The 18,055-nt window shown below is 56.7% G+C and carries 20 protein-coding genes and 1 pseudogene; 2 read left to right on the forward strand and 19 right to left on the reverse strand.

Going from position 1 to position 18,055, the window contains the following annotated elements; translation table 11 throughout:
* From RI563_RS08575 to cysM, 6 genes and pseudogenes are all read right to left on the reverse strand, one after another.
* Positions 1-491 (reverse strand): annotated as a pseudogene (locus RI563_RS08575) (mechanosensitive ion channel family protein); the annotation flags it as partial.
* Between the two features lie 23 nt (positions 492-514).
* A complete protein-coding gene (nagZ, locus tag RI563_RS08580) occupies positions 515-1,564 on the reverse strand; it encodes a beta-N-acetylhexosaminidase (RefSeq protein WP_310693959.1) in 1,050 nt (349 codons plus the stop codon).
* Positions 1,565-1,576: 12 nt separating this feature from the next.
* Positions 1,577-2,065 carry a L,D-transpeptidase gene (locus RI563_RS08585; RefSeq protein ID WP_310693960.1) on the reverse strand — a complete coding sequence of 163 codons (489 nt, stop codon included), beginning with the start codon at positions 2,063-2,065 and terminating at the stop codon, positions 1,577-1,579.
* Positions 2,065-2,535: a CYTH domain-containing protein gene (locus RI563_RS08590; protein ID WP_310693978.1), complete on the reverse strand. Its 471-nt coding sequence runs from the start codon at positions 2,533-2,535 to the stop codon at positions 2,065-2,067. The genes RI563_RS08585 and RI563_RS08590 overlap by 1 nt, the downstream gene beginning before the upstream one ends.
* Positions 2,535-3,866, reverse strand: a complete 1,332-nt coding sequence (gene rlmD / locus RI563_RS08595; protein WP_310693961.1) for a 23S rRNA (uracil(1939)-C(5))-methyltransferase RlmD — start codon at positions 3,864-3,866, stop codon at positions 2,535-2,537. Before rlmD ends, RI563_RS08590 begins: the two co-directional genes overlap by 1 nt.
* 17 nt (positions 3,867-3,883) lie before the next feature.
* Complete coding sequence (cysM, locus tag RI563_RS08600; protein ID WP_310693962.1) at positions 3,884-4,774, reverse strand: cysteine synthase CysM; 891 nt, start codon at positions 4,772-4,774, stop codon at positions 3,884-3,886.
* Positions 4,775-4,890: 116 nt separating this feature from the next.
* Here cysM and RI563_RS08605 point away from each other — a divergent pair, with 116 nt between their 5' ends.
* Positions 4,891-5,274, forward strand: coding sequence for an Hpt domain-containing protein (locus RI563_RS08605; protein WP_310693963.1), 384 nt, complete (start codon positions 4,891-4,893; stop codon positions 5,272-5,274).
* Positions 5,275-5,388: 114 nt separating this feature from the next.
* Here RI563_RS08605 and pdxJ read toward each other — a convergent pair whose 3' ends face one another.
* The 13 genes from pdxJ to rpoE form a co-directional block, all read right to left on the reverse strand.
* A complete protein-coding gene (gene pdxJ, locus RI563_RS08610) occupies positions 5,389-6,144 on the reverse strand; it encodes a pyridoxine 5'-phosphate synthase (RefSeq protein WP_310693964.1) in 756 nt (251 codons plus the stop codon).
* A 58-nt stretch (positions 6,145-6,202) separates the two neighbouring features.
* The gene (gene recO / locus RI563_RS08615) at positions 6,203-6,931 is read right to left on the reverse strand and encodes a DNA repair protein RecO (protein WP_310693965.1); all 729 of its coding nucleotides are present in this window, start codon (positions 6,929-6,931) and stop codon (positions 6,203-6,205) included.
* A gap of 20 nt (positions 6,932-6,951) precedes the next feature.
* On the reverse strand, positions 6,952-7,851 hold the full coding sequence (gene era / locus RI563_RS08620) for a GTPase Era (protein ID WP_310693966.1): 900 nt from the start codon (positions 7,849-7,851) through the stop codon (positions 6,952-6,954).
* Positions 7,844-8,527 (reverse strand): ribonuclease III, encoded by a 684-nt coding sequence (gene rnc / locus RI563_RS08625; RefSeq protein ID WP_310693967.1) that lies wholly within the window; start codon positions 8,525-8,527, stop codon positions 7,844-7,846. The genes era and rnc overlap by 8 nt, the downstream gene beginning before the upstream one ends.
* A complete protein-coding gene (locus RI563_RS08630; protein ID WP_310693968.1) occupies positions 8,527-8,901 on the reverse strand; it encodes a DUF4845 domain-containing protein in 375 nt (124 codons plus the stop codon). The genes rnc and RI563_RS08630 overlap by 1 nt, the downstream gene beginning before the upstream one ends.
* Before the next feature lie 36 nt (positions 8,902-8,937).
* Entirely contained in the window at positions 8,938-9,747 is an 810-nt protein-coding gene (gene lepB, locus RI563_RS08635) for a signal peptidase I (RefSeq protein WP_310693969.1), read from the reverse strand.
* Entirely contained in the window at positions 9,744-11,549 is a 1,806-nt protein-coding gene (gene lepA / locus RI563_RS08640) for a translation elongation factor 4 (RefSeq protein WP_310693970.1), read from the reverse strand. The genes lepB and lepA overlap by 4 nt, the downstream gene beginning before the upstream one ends.
* A gap of 253 nt (positions 11,550-11,802) precedes the next feature.
* Entirely contained in the window at positions 11,803-12,051 is a 249-nt protein-coding gene (locus tag RI563_RS08645) for a glutaredoxin family protein (protein WP_310693971.1), read from the reverse strand.
* Complete coding sequence (locus tag RI563_RS08650) at positions 12,048-13,499, reverse strand: DegQ family serine endoprotease (protein WP_310693972.1); 1,452 nt, start codon at positions 13,497-13,499, stop codon at positions 12,048-12,050. The genes RI563_RS08645 and RI563_RS08650 overlap by 4 nt, the downstream gene beginning before the upstream one ends.
* 64 nt (positions 13,500-13,563) lie before the next feature.
* On the reverse strand, positions 13,564-14,064 hold the full coding sequence (locus tag RI563_RS08655; RefSeq protein WP_310693973.1) for a SoxR reducing system RseC family protein: 501 nt from the start codon (positions 14,062-14,064) through the stop codon (positions 13,564-13,566).
* A complete protein-coding gene (locus tag RI563_RS08660; RefSeq protein WP_310693974.1) occupies positions 14,061-15,038 on the reverse strand; it encodes a MucB/RseB C-terminal domain-containing protein in 978 nt (325 codons plus the stop codon). Before RI563_RS08660 ends, RI563_RS08655 begins: the two co-directional genes overlap by 4 nt.
* Positions 15,028-15,603 carry a sigma-E factor negative regulatory protein gene (locus RI563_RS08665; RefSeq protein ID WP_310693975.1) on the reverse strand — a complete coding sequence of 192 codons (576 nt, stop codon included), beginning with the start codon at positions 15,601-15,603 and terminating at the stop codon, positions 15,028-15,030. Before RI563_RS08665 ends, RI563_RS08660 begins: the two co-directional genes overlap by 11 nt.
* An 18-nt stretch (positions 15,604-15,621) precedes the next feature.
* Complete coding sequence (gene rpoE, locus RI563_RS08670) at positions 15,622-16,197, reverse strand: RNA polymerase sigma factor RpoE (RefSeq protein ID WP_310693976.1); 576 nt, start codon at positions 16,195-16,197, stop codon at positions 15,622-15,624.
* 225 nt (positions 16,198-16,422) lie between these two features.
* On the opposite strand from rpoE, the gene nadB reads away from it, so the two are divergent.
* Positions 16,423-18,054: an L-aspartate oxidase gene (gene nadB / locus RI563_RS08675; protein WP_310693977.1), complete on the forward strand. Its 1,632-nt coding sequence runs from the start codon at positions 16,423-16,425 to the stop codon at positions 18,052-18,054.
* The last annotated feature ends 1 nt before the right edge of the window (position 18,055 follow it).

The following is an 18,055-nucleotide window of genomic DNA, read 5'->3' on the forward strand; positions in this document are numbered from 1 at the left end:
CCAAAGGCCAGAATCGCCGAGATATTGACCCCGAGCGTCTGTAACAGCACGAGGGTGGCGGTGATAAACACCGAGATTTTCAGCAACTGTGTGATGGCATCGGCCGTGGTTCTATCCAGTGGCTTGCCTTCCAGATCCTTGTGATCGAGAATGTTCTTCTCCATCTGATCCACAAAGCGCAGCAGCGCCCAGGCAATAGCGATGATGGCGCCAACTTCACGTACCTCACTGGCGGCGTCAATTTTAAACACCGCCATCAAAAATGAAATACCGAGAATCCAGACAAACAGAGTCACGGGATGGCGAATAGAACTAACCAGGGAGTTATCCCAGATTCTGTCAGTCTGCTTAAACCGTTTTTCCAGACGCTTCAAAACCCGTTTCTGGATAAAGTCCAGCAACAGCGTGACGAAAACGATGACAAAGCTGTGCAATATCCACCAGTTGCCACGCAACAGTTGATCGATATAGTCGGTAATCTGCTCAAGCATGTCTTTTCCTTATACGCCTGTCGCTAAAAATCGAATGCCAGCGTTGGATTGGCGCTGTATTTATCCAGCTGTTCGGTGATCTGACGCCATTGACCCGAGGCGTGCAATTGCTGTCGATCCATCTCGCCTTTACCGTGCATGCGCGCCAGTCGCAGGTGTGCCACCGGATCTTCATAATCCCCCAGCGATTCCAGCACCTCGATGGCCGCATCGCGATTATTGCAGACCAGGACCATATCACATCCGGCCTGCAGAGCCGATCGTGCCCGTTCACTATAGCGCTCACCGGCAACACTGGCCCCTTCCATATCCAGATCGTCACTGAAAATTACGCCCTGAAACTGCAACCGCTCGCGCAGGATCTGTTTCAACCAGACAGGAGAAAACCCGGCGGGCAGGCGATCCACTTTGTCGTAAATAATATGCGCCGGCATGATCGCGGTCAGACCATAACCAATCATGCGGCGAAACGGCAGAATATCATGGTGATAGATATCCTGATAATCGCGCGAGTCGATCGGCACGGCCTTGTGGGAGTCTACCTCCACCGCGCCATGGCCAGGAAAGTGTTTACCGGTGGCCGCCATGCCGGCGTCGGCCATGCCCTGCATCCAGGCATGGGCCAGCTCGGCCACGACCTCGGGCTTGTGATGAAAGGCGCGGTTGCCGATGACGTCGCTGACCCCGTAATCGAGATCCAGCACTGGGGCAAAACTGAAATCGATATCCATGGCCCGCAGCTCGATCGCCATCAACCAGCCGGCCTGACGGGTTAACACTCTGGCCCGGTGATGATCCTGTTCGTAGATCTCGCCGAACAGCCGTGCCGGGGGAATATGACTGAAGCCATCGCGAAAGCGTTGTACCCGCCCGCCTTCGTGATCCACCGAAACCAGCAGACGCGGCTCACGCAGGGCATGAATCTCGCGGACCAGTTGATGCAACTGTTCGATCGACTCAAAATTGCGACTGAACAGAATTACGCCGCCGACGTGGCGATGTAATAACAGTTCACGATCATCCTCCGACAACGCAGTGCCGGCGATATCGAGCATGACAGGTCCCAGTGACATGGCGTGTTCCGGTTACTCTTCGATACAGACACGCGTGCCCGCGGGCAGCATGTCAAACAGGGTGAGAATATCGGCATTGCGCATTTTGATACAGCCGTGTGAGCTGGGAATCCCCATAGTATCCTCATCCGGGCAGCCGTGGATATAGACATAGCGGCGCATGGTATCGACCGCGCCGAGCCGGTTCACGCCCGGCTCCAGGCCGCTGAGCCACAGGATGCGGGTCAATATCCAGTCGCGTTGCGGGTGCTGTTCGCGCAGTTGGGGCGTGTAGATCTCGCCGGTAGGCCGTCGTGCGACAAACACCGTATTGACCGGTTGGCCGGCGCCGATTTTGGCGCGAATCTTGTGCCAGCCCCGCGGGGTCTGTTCGCTGCCATTGCGCTCGCCCACGCCGTTTTTGGCGCTCGCGATATGAAACCGGGCAATCTCCTCACCGTCCTGCACAATGCGCAGGCTCTGGTCCTGGACCCGGATATGGACTTCAGGTTGCGAACTCATCACCACCACGCTTTATAGGGATGTTTGACCAGACTGACATTATAATAGCGCGGATCGGCGGAGACCTCCTCGCCCAGCCAGTCCGGTTGTTCAAAGGTTTCCGATTCGGAGGCCAGTTCGATCTCGGCCACCACCAGCCCGGCATTCTCCCCCTCGAACACATCGACTTCCCAGGTATGACCGGCATGCTCGACGTGATAACGGGTTTTCTCGATGACCGGTTTCTCGCACAGGGTATCAAGCATTTCCCGGGCATCGGCCAGTGGAATCGGGTATTCATACTCCTGTCGGTGTATTCCCAGGGTCGCGCTTTTGATATTCAGATTGGCCCGTTCACCCTCGATGCGCACCCGGACCGACGCCTCGCGTGCGCCGATCAGATAGCCCTGCGCCAGGTGTTGACCTGCATCGGCCTGCTCACGCCAGCGATCGCTGGTCACCAGAAACTTGCGTTCGATCTCGATCGCCATCATTCACCTTTGACAAACAGGGCAATGGATTCCACGTGGGCGGTATGCGGAAACATGTCCATGATCCCGGCGCTGACAAGTCGATAGCCGTGCTGATTGACCAGTTCGCCCGCATCACGGGCCAGGGTCGCCGGATTGCAGGAAACATACACAATGCGTTGTGCGCCCGTCGCGGCCAGTTGCGGGATCATCTGCGCGGCACCGCTGCGAGGCGGATCCAGTAATACTTTGTTATAGGTTTGTTTTTTCAGCCAGGGTTCGGCTGCGGTCTCTTCGAACAGATTGGCGACATGGAACTGCGCATTATCAATGCCGTTGCGTTCGGCGTTGGCCCGGGCACGGCGGATCAGATCGGACTCGCCTTCCACGGCAACCACTTCAGCGGCCCGGCGCGCCAGCGGCAGGGAAAAGTTACCCAGCCCGCAGAACAATTCCAGTACCCGATCCTCGGGCGTCACCTCGAGCAACTGCAGGGCATGGCTTACCATGCGACGGTTTATATCGCTGTTGACCTGGGTGAAATCGGACGGCAGAAATTCCAGCGTCACATCAAACTCGGGCAGCGTATACTGCAATGTGGTTTGCTCGGGATAGAGCAGTGTCACACTGTCCGGCCCTTTGGGCTGCTGATAGATAACGAAATTATTGCGCCGGCCGTAATCGATCAGCCATTGCACATCGGCCTCGGTCAGCGGATCGAGATGACGAAACACCAGCGCGGTCTGCTCGTCACCGGCGGCCACCTCAATCTGGGGTAAGCGGCGATAACAGCTGAGCCGACGCACCAGCTCGCCCAGTTCGGGCAGTCGACCGCCCAGCTCCGGGGTCAGAATGAGGCACTGTTCCAGTTCGGCCAGAAAGTGACTGCCACGTTCGCGAAAACCGACCAGGACTTTTTCTTTCTTGTCCACATACCGCACACCAAGCCGCGCCTTGTTGCGATAGCCCCAGATCGGCCCGGTCAGGGGCGCCAGAACCGATTCCGGCGTCACCCGGCCAATGTGGGTCAGATCATCCAGCAGGGTCTGTTGCTTGAGGCGAATCTGTTCCTCGCTGCTGACATGTTGCAGGCGACAGCCACCGCAGAGGCCGAAATGGGCGCAGGCCGGCTCGACGCGCGACACCGAGGCAGACAATACCTTTTGCACCCGGCCTTCATCATAATTACGCCGGCTGCGGGTATAGACAAACTCCACTGTCTCGCCGGCCAGCGCCCCGTCGATGAAGACGGTCTTGCCGGCGATCCGGGCAATCCCCTGACCCTCGGGGGTCATGCTCTCGATGTCGGCAATAACCGGCTCGGTCGTCAGTAAACGGCGTTGGCGTCCCATGCAATGATCCGATCGGTTCAGGCGGGGAAAACATTGGTGGAAAGATAGCGATCACCACGATCACAAATGATCGAGACGATCACGGCATTTTCCACCTGCCGGGAGAGTTGCAATGCCGCCGCTACCGCGCCGCCGGAGGAAATGCCGCAAAACAAGCCTTCACGAGCGGCCAGGGCCCGCGTGGTTTCCTCGGCCTCCTGCTGGGTTACATCCAGTGTCTGATCGACCCGGGCGGCATCGAAAATGGCGGGCAGGTATGCCTCGGGCCAGCGACGGATACCGGGTATTTTCGCCCCTTCGGCCGGCTGCACGCCGACGATCTGCACCGCCGGACTTTGCTCCTTGAGATAGCGGGAAACCCCCATGATCGTACCCGTGGTTCCCATGGCGCTGACAAAGTGAGTCACCCTGCCGTCGGTATCCCGCCAGATCTCGGGCCCGGTGCCTTCGTAATGCGCCAGCGGGTTATCCGGGTTGGAAAACTGATCCAGCAGTCTGCCCTGCCCGTCGGCGGCCATCTGCTCGGCCCGATCCCGGGCGCCTTCCATGCCCGCCTGTTCGCTGACCAGGATGAGTTCGGCACCGTAGGCTTTCATGGCGGCGCGGCGCTCGACGCTCATCGTCTCGGGCATGATCAGTATCATCCGATAGCCTTTGATGGCCGCCGCCATGGCCAGCGCGATGCCGGTATTGCCGCTGGTCGCCTCGATCAGGGTATCCCCGGATTGGATTTCACCCCGTTTTTCGGCATGCTGGATCATGCTCAGGGCCGGCCGATCCTTGACCGAACCGGCCGGGTTATTGCCCTCGAGTTTGACCAGCAGGGTGTTGCTGGTCTCGCCCGGCAAACGCTGCAGGCGAACCAGGGGTGTATTGCCGACAAAGGCTTCAATCGTTGGAAAGTTCATCGCCACAGTTTACCGCGTTATGGGCTGCATTTTCATCAGCCGGTAAGATTTTCACGCAACGGGCATAAACCACGGGCATCAGCCCGTTTGTACTGGCCGGTTAAAGAGGCTCACACATGACACAAACCGACACACCGCACGCTGCACCGGCCCTGCTGGACAAAAAACAGGCACTGGAACAGGCTGGTGGCAATCGCGAACTGGCCTGCGATCTGTTCAGTATGCTGCTTGAGGAACTGCCTGTTTTGCAAAGCCAGCTGGCGCAGGCGCTCGAGTACGGCGAACAGGATGCCATGTGGGATCCGGCCCACAAGCTCTATGGCTCGACCGCCTATTGCGGCGTGCCGGCATTGCGCGAGGCGGCCCGGGTGATGGAAGAATGCATCAAGCAGCAGCAGGCAGATCAGCTGCAAAGCTGTTTTGCCCGCCTGAGCCGGGAAATCGCCCGCCTGCAGGAACAGGGGCCGGCACTGGCCGAACAGCTGCGGGCCGAAAATTAACCGCTCATGCAGAAAAGTGCATGCCGTCACAGAAGGATTGCGAATAAAAAGCACCGCGATAAGACGTAACAGCGCGTTCTGTAACTGCGCGGTGACGACAGTCAGCGCCCTGACCTAACCCGGGCGGGCGATTCGCGCCGCTACCATCAGCCGCTTCATTTCCCGCACGGCCTCTTCCAGACCGCTGAAGACGCTGCGGGCAACAATCGCATGACCGATATTCAACTCCCGGATCCCCGCCAGGGCGGCAATACGACCGACATTGTGGTAATGCAGGCCATGGCCTGCATTGACCTGCAGCCCCAGACCGAGCCCCTGCTCCATCGCCCGGGCAATTTTATCGAACTCACTCTCCCGGTTGGCGGCTGTGGTCGCATCGGCGTAGTGGCCGGTGTGGATTTCAATGACCGGCGCGCCACAATCGGCGGCGGCGCTGATTTGTTCCGGGTCCGCATCAACGAACAGTGAGACGCGAACCCCGGCATCCGCCAGTTGCTGGCAGGCATCGCCAATGCGCTGACGCTGGCCTTTAACATCCAACCCCCCTTCGGTAGTCAACTCTTCGCGCCGTTCGGGCACCAGACAGCAATCAGCCGGTTTGATCTGTCGGGCGATGGCCAGCATCTCATCGGTCACCGCCATTTCCAGATTCATCCGGGTTTGCACGAGATCGCGCAACATCAGTACATCGCGATCCTGGATATGACGCCGGTCCTCGCGCAAATGCAGCGTGATGGAATCGGCCCCGGCCTGTTCGGCCAAAAGTGCGGCCTGGATCGGCTCGGGATACAAGGTTCCCCGGCTCTGGCGCAGGGTGGCAATATGGTCGATGTTGACACCCAGTAAAATTTCATTGCTTGCGTCGGACACGGAGTGCTTACCTCGGTAAAAATTAGTTTCTAGTTACTAGTCGCTAGACACTAGCAACTTATAAGTCACGACTTTGCCAGTAGAGCTCGCGGGATTTGAGCGGCCGGTTGTCCAGATGCTGACTGAGCAAAAACCGCATCAGGATCTTGGCCTCGCGCAATACCCCCGGCTCCCGATAGTCGTTAGCGCGAATCGCCAGCAGCGTTTGACCGGAGATAACTGGATACTCTCGCTGCTGACTCCCGACCTGTGCTATCGGCCCCTGTTCGGGATGATAACAATATTGTGTATCGGCTTGCAGCGGTTCGCCGCTATGCACATCTTCCGCCAGTTGCAGGCCATAACCCAGCTCGTCGAGCAATTCCCGCTCATAGCGGCGCAATACTGCCTCCTGGGGAACAGTCTCATCCAAAAGCCCCCGCAAGGCGCTTTCATAACAGGCAAACAGTTCCGGGTGCGGATCGTCGCGGTGCAGCAGGCGCAGGATCAGCTCGTTCATGTAAAAGCCGCTGATAATCCGGCTACCGGGCAGTGAACAGGCCGCCCCACCGGATTCCACGGCGGTCATGGTCCGCAGCTCACCGCGCCCTACCCAGGAAAATAACAACGGCACGAACGCTTCCAGTCGGGCATTGTTACGCGAGCGACTGCCGCGCACCCCGCGGGCCACCAGCGAGACCCGGCCGCCATCGCGGGTAAAAATATCAAGCAGACTGCTCGTATCGCGATACGGCCGGCTGTGCAGAATAAAACCGTATTGCAACTGTTGACGATGTTCCGTCGCCATAGGCTTTGTCGACTCAGGATTTAATCGTCGTCACGGTAGCCCAGACTGGACAGGGCACGCTCGTCATCGGACCAGCCAGCCTTGACCTTGACCCACAATTCGAGATGAACCTTTTTATCAAACAGCTTCTGCATATCCAGCCGGGCCTGCTGGCCGACTTTTTTCAAGCGTTCGCCCTTCTCGCCGATGACAATCGACTTCTGGTTGTCCCGTTCGACCCAGATGAGAGCATGAATCCGGTTCAGTCGCTCCAGCTCCTCGAATTTTTCGATTTCCACCGTTGTGGCATAGGGCAGCTCCTGGCCCAGATTGCGCATGAGTTTTTCACGCACGATCTCGGCGGCCAGAAAACGGGCGCTGCGATCGGTCAGCTGATCGTCCGGATACCAGGGCTCGGACGGTTCCAGATGCCCGGTGATCGCCTCTTCCAGCTGGGGCAGATTACTGCCGGATTTGGCCGAAAGCGGGAGCACCTCAGCGAAATCGTGCTTTTTCCCCAGTTCCTGCAAATACGGCAATAACTGATCCTTTTGCTTGATCCGGTCAACCTTGTTGACGGCGAGAATAACCGGCGCGCGGGTATTTTTCACCGCGGCCAATACCATGTCATCCTCGTCAGTCCACTTCAGGGCTTCGACGACAAAGACGACAACCTGCACATCCTCCAGAACCGCACTGGCGGTACGGTTCATGAAGCGGTTCATCGCTTTTTTGGCCTGTTGATGGATGCCCGGTGTATCAACATAGATGATCTGGGCCTGATCCGTGGTCTTGATCCCCAGAATCCGGTGGCGAGTGGTCTGGGGCTTGCGCGAGGTGATACTGAGTTTTTGCCCGATCAAATGGTTCATCAGGGTGGACTTGCCCACATTGGGGCGCCCCACCAGGGCGACATAACCGCAACGAAATGTTTCAGCCATTATCCTGCCCTGTCAGTGTCTGTAACATTTTATCCGCAGCGGCCTGCTCGGCCTTGCGCCGACTGGTGCCTTCGCCGAGCATCGGCTCGCCGATTCCCGCAATACGGCAGGCGACGCGAAAACGCTGTGCATGCGCCTGGCCCTCTGTGGCAATCACCTCGTACTCCGGCAACTCGGTACCGCGCGCCTGCAGGAGCTCCTGAAGCCGGGTCTTGGGATCTTTTTGCAGGGTTTGGGGATCAAGCTCGATGATTTTGTCATGAAAAAAGGTCTGCACCAGAGAACTGGTGCTGTCGATACCGCTATCCAGATAGACCGCGCCGATGATCGCTTCAAAGGCATCGGCCAGAATCGAGCGGCGTCGATGCCCGCCGCTTTTCAATTCACCGGAACCCAACCGAAGGTATTCACCGAGTTCCAGTTCGCTAGCAATACCCGCCAGGGTCTCTCCCTTGACCAGGCTGGCGCGCAGCCGGCTCAGCTGACCTTCGCTGGCTTTCGGGAATTGGTTATACAGTTCGGTGCTGACAAGATAGCCGAGAATCGCATCACCGAGAAACTCCATGCGCTCGTTGTTGCGGGCGCCAAAGCTGCGATGGGTTAACGCCCGCTCAAGTAATTCGGGTTGCTGAAAAACATAACCCAGTTTGCGACAGAGTTTATCCAGATGCTGCATTACTGTTTGGGAATCTCCGCAGTCTTGCTAAAACTCAAAACCAGATCGATGTTGCCGATAAAATCGCGACGCACTTCATACTCGATATCGATATAATACAGGTCCTTGTCGGATTCCAGATAAATTTCATCGCGACTGATATCCTTGATCATATTGATGCTCAGGCGCTTGCCCAGTGTTTCCATAATCTCCGCCGGCGATTTACTGCCCAGACCCGGCTCGTCTTCCATATCCGACAGAATAGAGCCGACAGTCATGGAATTCATATAGACCGGAATGACCTTCAACCCTATCAGGGTAAAAAAGGCAATCAGCGCCAGAACGAGTATCCAGCCCAGGCCGGTCATTCCTTTTTGATATTGCATGTTATTCATTATTTCCCTCCTCGCCGCCTGCTGTTATCTGTTTATTTATTCGATCACACTGCCAATACGACTCCACTCCGGCATCTGACACGCAAAGCGGGTCATGGCACCGAAGGTGCAGTTCCAGTTCATCCAGATCAGAAAGGCCTCGCCCACCAGGTTTTCCTCGGGAACGAACCCCCAGACCCGGCTGTCACGACTGTTATCCCGATTATCCCCCATTACAAAATAGTTGTCTTCGGGCACATTGACAACAAAATCCCGTGCCGAGGCAACGGTGTTAACCAGAATATCATGTTCGACATCACCCAGCGTCTCTTTATAACGCAGTGCCTGGGGGTAACTCTTGTAGTATCCGTCCAGCTTTTCCAGAGGAAGCGGCTCCCCGTTAATATGGAGCGCTTTATTGTAATAGGCGACTTCATCGCCCGGCACGCCGATAACGCGCTTGATATAATCGATATCCGGATTTTCGGGATAGCGGAATACAATCACGTCACCGCGTTCGGGATCGCCCAGATTGACAAAGCGTTGATGCCCGACTGGTAAACGCAGACCGTAGGCAAACTTGTTCACGAGAATAAAATCGCCCACCTCAAGGGTCGGCAACATGGAACCGGAGGGAATCTTGAACGGCTCAGCCACAAAACTGCGCAGCACCAGTACGATGAGCACCACAGGAAACAGGAAACGGGCGAATTCGACCAGATAAGGCTCATTGGTTTTCGATTCCCCCTCTTCCCCTTCGGATGGTACCGGTGGACGACGTTTGGCAAAATACCGGGCATCTATCAGCCAGATTACACCGCTGATTATGGTAGCCAGCACCAGTAACAGTTCAAAATCAAAACTCATTTATCTTTCCCTACATTGAGTACCGCCAGAAAGGCTTCCTGCGGAATGTCCACTTTGCCAACCTGCTTCATGCGCCGCTTGCCGGCTTTTTGTTTTTCTAACAATTTACGTTTACGCGTTACGTCTCCGCCATAACATTTGGCTGTTACATTCTTGCGCAATGCCTTGACGGTGGAACGAGCAATCACCTTGGAACCGATCGCTGCCTGTATGGCGACCTCGAACATCTGGCGCGGGATAATCTCCTTCATCCGTTCGGCCAGATCGCGGCCGCGGTATTCAGCCTGGTCGCGATGGACGATGATCGACAGTGCATCGACCTTTTCACCGTTAATCAGAATATCCAGTTTGACCAGATGGGAAGGCTCAAAACGCAGTAATTCGTAATCCAGGGAGGCATAACCCCGGCTAACCGACTTGAGGCGGTCGAAGAAATCGAGCACGATTTCATTCATTGGTAATTCGTATTCCAGCAGTATCTGGCTGCCCAGATATTGCATTTTTTTCTGTACTCCGCGCTTTTCGACACACAGGGTGATTACATTGCCGACATGCTGCTGCGGCACCAGGATCGAGGCGCGCACGATCGGCTCGCGAATTTCCTCGATATCGCTCGGCTCGGGCAACTCGGCGGGGTTTTCGATATTCAGCAGTTCGCCTGAGTGGGTCAGCACTTCATAGACGACCGAGGGCGCGGTGGTAATCAGATCCAGATTGTATTCGCGCTCCAGCCGTTCCTGGACGATCTCCATATGCAGCATGCCGAGAAAGCCGCAGCGAAAGCCGAAACCCAGCGCCTGCGAGGTCTCCGGTTCGTAATAAAGGGCGGCATCGTTGAGTTTCAGTTTGGACAGTGCTTCACGCAGCCCCTCGTAATCATCCCCTTCCACCGGAAACAACCCGGCAAAGACCTGTGGCTGAATCGGTTTGAAACCAGGTAGCGGCGCCCCGGCCGGGTTGGCGGCGTCGGTGATGGTATCGCCGACCGGCGCGCCGTCGACTTCTTTGATCCCGGCGATCATGAAACCGACTTCGCCGGCATGCAGCTGCTCGGTGTCGCGCTTTTTGGGGGTAAAAATCCCGACCCGATCCACCTGGTGGTTGCGATCCGCCGCCATGATGCGGATCTTCTGCTTGCGTCGCAGGGTGCCCTGCTTGACCCGGATCAGCGAGACTACCCCCAGGTAGTTGTCGAACCAGGAGTCGATGATCAGTGCCTGCAGGGGCGCGTCTACATCGCCCTCGGGCGGCGGGATCAGATGCACGATCTCTTCCAGCAACTCACTCATCCCCTCACCGGTTTTGGCCGAGACCCGGGCGGCGGTTTTGGCCTCGATGCCGATGATCTCCTCGATCTCCTGGATCACCCGATCCGGCTCGGCTGCCGGCAGATCAATCTTGTTCAGGATCGGGAGCACTTCCAGTCCCTGTTCGATCGCGGTATAGCAGTTGGCCACACTCTGTGCCTCAACGCCCTGGGAGGCATCCACCACCAGCAGCGCCCCTTCGCAGGCGGCCAGTGAGCGCGACACTTCGTAGGAGAAATCCACATGGCCCGGTGTGTCGATAAAGTTCAGCAGGTAGGTCTTGCCGTCATGGGCGTGATAATTCAGGGTGACGCTCTGGGCCTTGATGGTGATGCCGCGTTCGCGCTCCAGGTCCATCGAGTCGAGAACCTGCTCGCTCATCTCGCGCTCGGTCAGGCCTTCGCACATCTGGATAATCCGATCCGCGACGGTAGATTTACCGTGATCGATATGGGCGATAATAGAGAAATTGCGTATCTGGGAAAGGTCGGTCACATTCCACCTTGAGTCATACTAAAAAGGCGCACAATTGCGCCTTTTTGGATCGGAGCGTTTCCGCAAAAACAGTTAAGGAGGCGCTGAATTCAGCGCTTCCGTCCGGCCAGGGAAGGCCGGGCATTTTTCAAACACTTATGTTTGAAAAATGGAGCAAGCTGCGGACAGGCGCCGCAGCGCCGCGATCTGACAAATTCCAGGGAAGGAATTTGTCAGAAGCTCTATTCACAGCAACGCGGAATTGTAACCAATTTCAGGGCTGGCTGAAATACTGTCGGAGCTTACTAACCTCCAGAAAATAATGGCAAATTTCCGTCTCCCCGTGCATCAACACGGGGATCCACTCGCCATAGGCGGCTTCCAGAGCCGGATCGTCGTCAATATCCACCGTTTGCAGGCCAAAACCGTAGTCAGCCTGCAGAGCCTGCAACTGGCCCAGCATCGCCTCACACAGGTGGCACCCTGTCCGCCTATAGAGGGTTAATTGCAGCGGCGTACTCATTCCTCCAGACGAATGGTCATAAACAGCGGCGCCTTGCCACGCTGGACCAGCATCGGGAGCAGCTTGCCGCGGGGCAGATCGGCCACCAGTTTGGCAAACTGCCTGGCACTGGTGACGTTCTTGTGATTGATCATCAGGATCACATCCCCCGGCCGAATTTCCGCCTCGGCCGCCGGTCCCTCATGGACTTCCTTGACCAGCACGCCGCGCTTGTCGCGAATCTCCAGCTGCTTGCGCTGTTCGCTGCTCAGCTCCTCCAGGACCATACCCAGCGTCTCGGTGGCCTTGTCCGACCCGGATGAATCCGGGGGTGAGACCTCGGCAAGCTCCTCTTCGGGGGGTAGCTCACCGATTTTGACCGTCAGCTGACGGCTCTTGCCTTCACGAATAATCTTGACGCGGGCTTCCTCATCCACTGGAAAGGATGCCACGGCCAGAGGCAGATCCGACTGACTATGAATCGTTTTGCCGGCAAATTCGACCACCACATCGCCTTCTTTGAAGCCGGCTTTCGCGGCCGGACTGTCGGGCAGGACCCGCAACACCACGGCACCCATCGGTTTTTTCATCCCGAAGGATTCGGCCAATTCCTTGTTCACGTCCTGGATCAGAACCCCCAGCCAGCCACGGCTGACGCGCCCATCGGTCTTGAGTTGCTCAACCACATCCATGGCCACATCAATCGGAATCGCGAACGAGAGCCCCATGAAACCACCGGAACGGGTGAAAATCTGCGAGTTGATGCCAATCACCTCGCCGTCCAGGTTAAACAGCGGCCCGCCCGAATTACCGGGATTGATAGCCACGTCGGTCTGAATAAACGGCACATAGTTATCGCTGGGCAGATTACGATTGATAGCGCTGATTACCCCGACCGAGACCGAATGATCAAAACCGAACGGCGATCCGATCGCCATCGCCCACTCGCCCACCTTGAGGGTTTCCGAATTACCGATAGTCACTACCGGCAAATCGTTTGCCTCCACCTTGAGCAGAGCCATGTCACTGCGCTTGTCACTACCGATCACTTCGGCTTTTAATTCACGCCGATCGCTCAGCCGTACGGTAATTTCCTCGGCATCCTTGACCACATGGTAGTTGGTTACGATGTAACCGTCCTTACTGATGATAAAACCCGAGCCCAGGGACTGGTTTTCGAACTCTTCCTGCGGGCCAGCGCCAGGTCCTCGTTCACCAAAGAAATGCTTGAACAGATCACCAAAAGGCGACCCCTCGGGAAACTCGGGAATATTCAAGCCCGGTGGCATGCCTTGCTCGCGGCTGATCTTCTGGGTTGTGCTGATATTCACGACAGCCGGGCTGTTTTTTTCCACCAGCTCGGTGAAATCCGGCAATTTGCTGTTGCCACCCAGCAGGGCCTGTGAGGGCGCGGCAAAAAATGTCAGAACCAGAAACAGGCTTAACCAGTTAACAATACGTACTTTCATCAAAACCTCTTGCTTCAATCACGGTTCCTTCAATCATGGAACCTCCAATGACGGAGCCTTCAATCTATGGATCCGGAGTTAATACATGGATGGAACTTGCCGAAGTTAATCCTGACGACGGCATACGTTGCAGAATGACCGGTTGATAACGGCTGTCGTTGGCGATACGCCGGTTAAAACCGCGTAGCCAGACAATCGCCAGCAGCATACCAATGACCGCAAACAGGATCGAGACCCCTTCAACGGCACTGATCATCAGTTGTTCGGCCACTACCTTGCCGGTAATGGCAAACAGAAACAGGCTCAGCAGAGGGACCAGATAAACAGCCAGTGACCCGCTCACCATAGCTGATTCGTGCAGACCGATCACCACGGTCTCACCTTCGCGGGCCTGGACCGAATTCAATACACGCATGTGGCTGGCTTTTTGCCCCACCACGCTGGCCAGTACGGCAGTGCCACAACCCTTGTTGACCTGACACTGTCCACAAGCCGTTTTACGTTGCGCCTCGACCCAGGCATGTTCCCCTTCGCAACGGGTCACAACGGCGGTTTCCTCGATCATGGCAACTCCCGGTAATGAACCGACTCACCAATCATTTTTACCGTGGCCTGGGGAACCTCGCCGACCACCGTCACATGATAACCGTTCAGATTACGACCATGGGCATTGACCGCTCCCATGTGCGATCCCCCGAACAGATTATCGCTACTTTTGTTATCGTCCTTTTCGATGAAGACCGACACCGAGGCCAGACCGTCGGAATAGACCCGATGTTCCACCGGCATCACACTGTTCGGGATGCGGTGCATGCGCGACATATCCTGTTTAAAACCCGGCGGTAAAGTCGCAATGTACCACTCTGACCTCTGTTCGGCTTCAGCGGACTGCGGGTTATCACTCGCCTCGTACCAGGTGAAATCTTCCTTATTGATATCCGGTTCAAGAGCGTCTTCGGGAACATCATCAAGGAAGATGATCTGGGTGAACATAAATTGTTCAACCGGCTTGTTTCTCTCGTTGAGCAAATTGGTTTTGAGTAACAAGCCGGTTTTTTCATGCACCCACAGGAGATGGCCATAACGCAGATTATCCCGGGGTTCGATCAGAATCTTTTGTGTCGGTTCACCCGCCACCTTGTCTTTGCCAGCCAGAGACAAACGGTAATGGTTGTTCAGCTCGCCAATCTCGACGGGAAACGTCGGCGGATATTTGGCCCGGGGGCGGCTTTTTTCCACCATAACTGACTGACTGTCCGGGTAGATACAGGTCACCCGATCACCGTCGCGCAGTACCTCGCGCCCCGTGCCATCCATGGAAATCAGACGTTCACGCTCACCGGCCTCGCTGACACTGTGAATAATACGGATCGAACTGAGCTGATCCTGCTGGCCATAGACGAAGGTCCCTTCGTAATTGAGCATGTGTGCGGCCTGGTGCATTTTCTCCAGCCAGGGCTGCACACCGGCGATGTCCGATGCCCAGGCCTGCAGGGAGAGGCCGGCGCCGAACACTACCATCGCCAGTTTATTTCTCATCGGCACCGGCAACCCGTTGCGACGGGGTCACGCTGACAATCCGCATATACGGCAGCATGCCCTGCATGCGCGATGAAATGGAATACTCGTTATGGTTGACCAGGTAGCTGCTGAGTTTGGATTGCACTTCGCTGTCAATCGGCTCCTGTGACGGAGTTGGGTTGCCGCTCACCGTCAGATACTCGTCACTGCCGCTCTGGCTCTGTGTACTGGCGATAGAGGGTTGCGCTGCGGAATTACCCGGGGGGGATTGCTGGACTGTCAGGACCGCAACCGTCGCGACCGTGGCCGCAATGGCCAGGCCGGCCACCTGCCGAAGGCCCTGGCCGAAACGCCGGGCAGCGGGACGCAGCACAGTAGGCTCTTCCCGGATAGCCGCGCTGACGCGGTCGGCAAAATCAGAGGAAGGAACGGTCTGGCTGTGTCCCGACAGGACATCCCGAATCAGGTGATACCGCGTCCAGCGGGCGCGGGCCCCGGTATCCTGTTTGAGAGACTCGAGCACCTCGGGATGATATTCATCATCCATGAATGCCGAAAGTTTTTCATCGCTGTTATTGCTCATACCACCACCACATTACAATTAACCGAGTAACGGTTTCAATTTTTTGTCCACTGCCTCACGGGCGCGAAAAATGCGCGACCGCACGGTCCCAATCGGACAATCCATTGCCTCGGCTATTTCTTCGTAGCTCATCCCCTCCAGTTCGCGCAGGGTAATCGCTGTCTTCAAATCATCCGGCAGTTCCTCAATGGCGCGGCTGATAACCTGCTGGATCTCATCTCTGAGCGCCATCTTCTCCGGTGTTGCATACTCCTTTAGACCGGATTCACCCTCGTAATGTTCCGCATCACTGGCCTCGATATCATCCGCCGGCGGTCGCCGATCCTGGGCGACAAGAAAATTCTTGGCGGTATTGATCGCAATCCGGTATATCCAGGTATAAAACGCGCTGTCTCCCCGAAACCGTGGCAGCGCCCGATAGGCCTTGATAAAGGTTTCCTGTGCGAGATCTTCGAGCTCAGCCTGATTGCGCACATAGCGGGACAACACTTTCATTACCCGCTGCTGGTATTTCATCACCAGTGCGTCGAAAGCTTTTTTATCCCCGGCCTGTACGCGTTCAACAAGCAGCTGGTCCGTTGTCTTACCGCCCATTCGGGCTACTTCCCCTTTGAGTTGGGCCAGGCCACCCGAATTCCCTCATATGACCGCAATCTTATGAGAGAGTTCGCCTGGCCGCCGTTTTTCTGGTTATATTGCCGGATCCCTGAATTGTGACATTTCGCGCCACAATCCGTACAATTCTAATCTTATCTGGCCGAGATGAGAAATCTCCCGGCACTTTTAATCGCAACCGGACAATCAGGCTCGACATCATCCATGCAGATCACATCCGACGTGCTTGTTATCGGTGGCGGCGCCGCCGGCCTCAGTCTGGCGCTGCGACTGGCTGACGATTATTCGGTTTCCCTTATCGCAAAAGGCATACTCAAAGAAGGGTCTACGTTCTATGCCCAGGGCGGCGTCGCGGCGGTACTCGGACCGGACGACACGCTGGAGTCCCACATCGAGGATACGCTGGAAGCCGGCGGCGGCCTGTGTGATGAGCAGGTGGTCCGCTTCACCGTCCAGCACGGGGCGGAAAACATCCAGTGGCTGATTGACAAGGGCCTCGCCTTCACCCGCGACGACAAGCAACCGGACGAATACCATCTGACCCGCGAAGGGGGCCACTCCCACCGACGTGTCATCCATGCCACCGATGCCACCGGCAAGGCGATCGAGACCACGCTGGAAAAGGAGGTCCGTCGCCATCCCAATATCGCCCTCTATGAGAACCATATTGCGGTGGACCTCATCACCGGCGCGAAACTGGGTCTGGAACATAATCGCTGCCTGGGAGCCTACGTACTGGATCGCGCCGCCGACAAAGTACAGGGGTTTCGGGCCAACCAGACCGTGCTGGCCACGGGTGGTGCCAGCAAGGTCTATCTGTACACCAGCAATCCCGACACTTCCACCGGCGACGGCATTGCCATGGCGTGGCGCGCCGGCTGCCGGGTCGCCAATATGGAATTCAATCAGTTTCACCCCACCTGCCTCTATCACCCGCATGCCAAATCGTTTCTGATCACCGAAGCGATTCGGGGCGAAGGCGGTAAACTGAAACTGCCTGATGGCAGCACTTTCATGGAAAGATTCGACAGCCGCGCCGAGCTGGCGCCGCGGGATATCGTGGCCCGCGCCATCGACCACGAAATGAAACGCCTCGGCGCCGACTGCCTCTATCTGGATATCAGCCACAAACCGGCCGACTTCATTCGCCAGCATTTCCCGACCGTGTATCAGCGTTGCCTCGATTTTGGCTATGATATGGCCCGCGAACCCATTCCCGTGGTGCCCGCCGCGCATTACACCTGCGGTGGCATCATGACCGATCTCAACGGCAAAACCGATCTGGATGGCCTGTATGCCATTGGCGAGACCGCTTTCACCGGTTTACATGGCGCCAACCGCATGGCCAGCAACTCCCTGCTCGAATGCCTGGTCTTCGCCCAGGCCGCCAGTCAGCATATCCGCCAGCAAAAAGCCGAAGGCGAACCACAAAAGGTCGACATTCCGGACTGGGACGAAAGCCGGGTCACCGATTCGGACGAGGAAGTGGTCGTCACCCATAACTGGGACGAACTGCGACGCTTTATGTGGGACTACGTCGGTATCGTCCGCAGCAACAAACGCCTGCAGCGGGCCGAGCACCGCGTGCAACTGCTGCTGTCGGAAATCGATGAATATTATGGCAATTTCCGCGTCACCAACGATCTGCTCGAACTACGTAACCTGGCGCTGGTCTCCAGTCTCATCATCCGCTCAGCCATGTCCCGTCACGAAAGCCGTGGTCTGCATTACAACATCGACTATCCTGAACGTAACGACAGTCAGCCACCGCACAACACGATCCTGCAACCAACTCACTCCATTGGCGCTACCTCATCAATGGCATTGGCGGAATAAC

The sequence above is a fragment of the Thiohalophilus sp. genome, assembly GCF_031581315.1.
Classification (GTDB): Bacteria; Pseudomonadota; Gammaproteobacteria; order UBA6429; family Thiohalophilaceae; genus Thiohalophilus.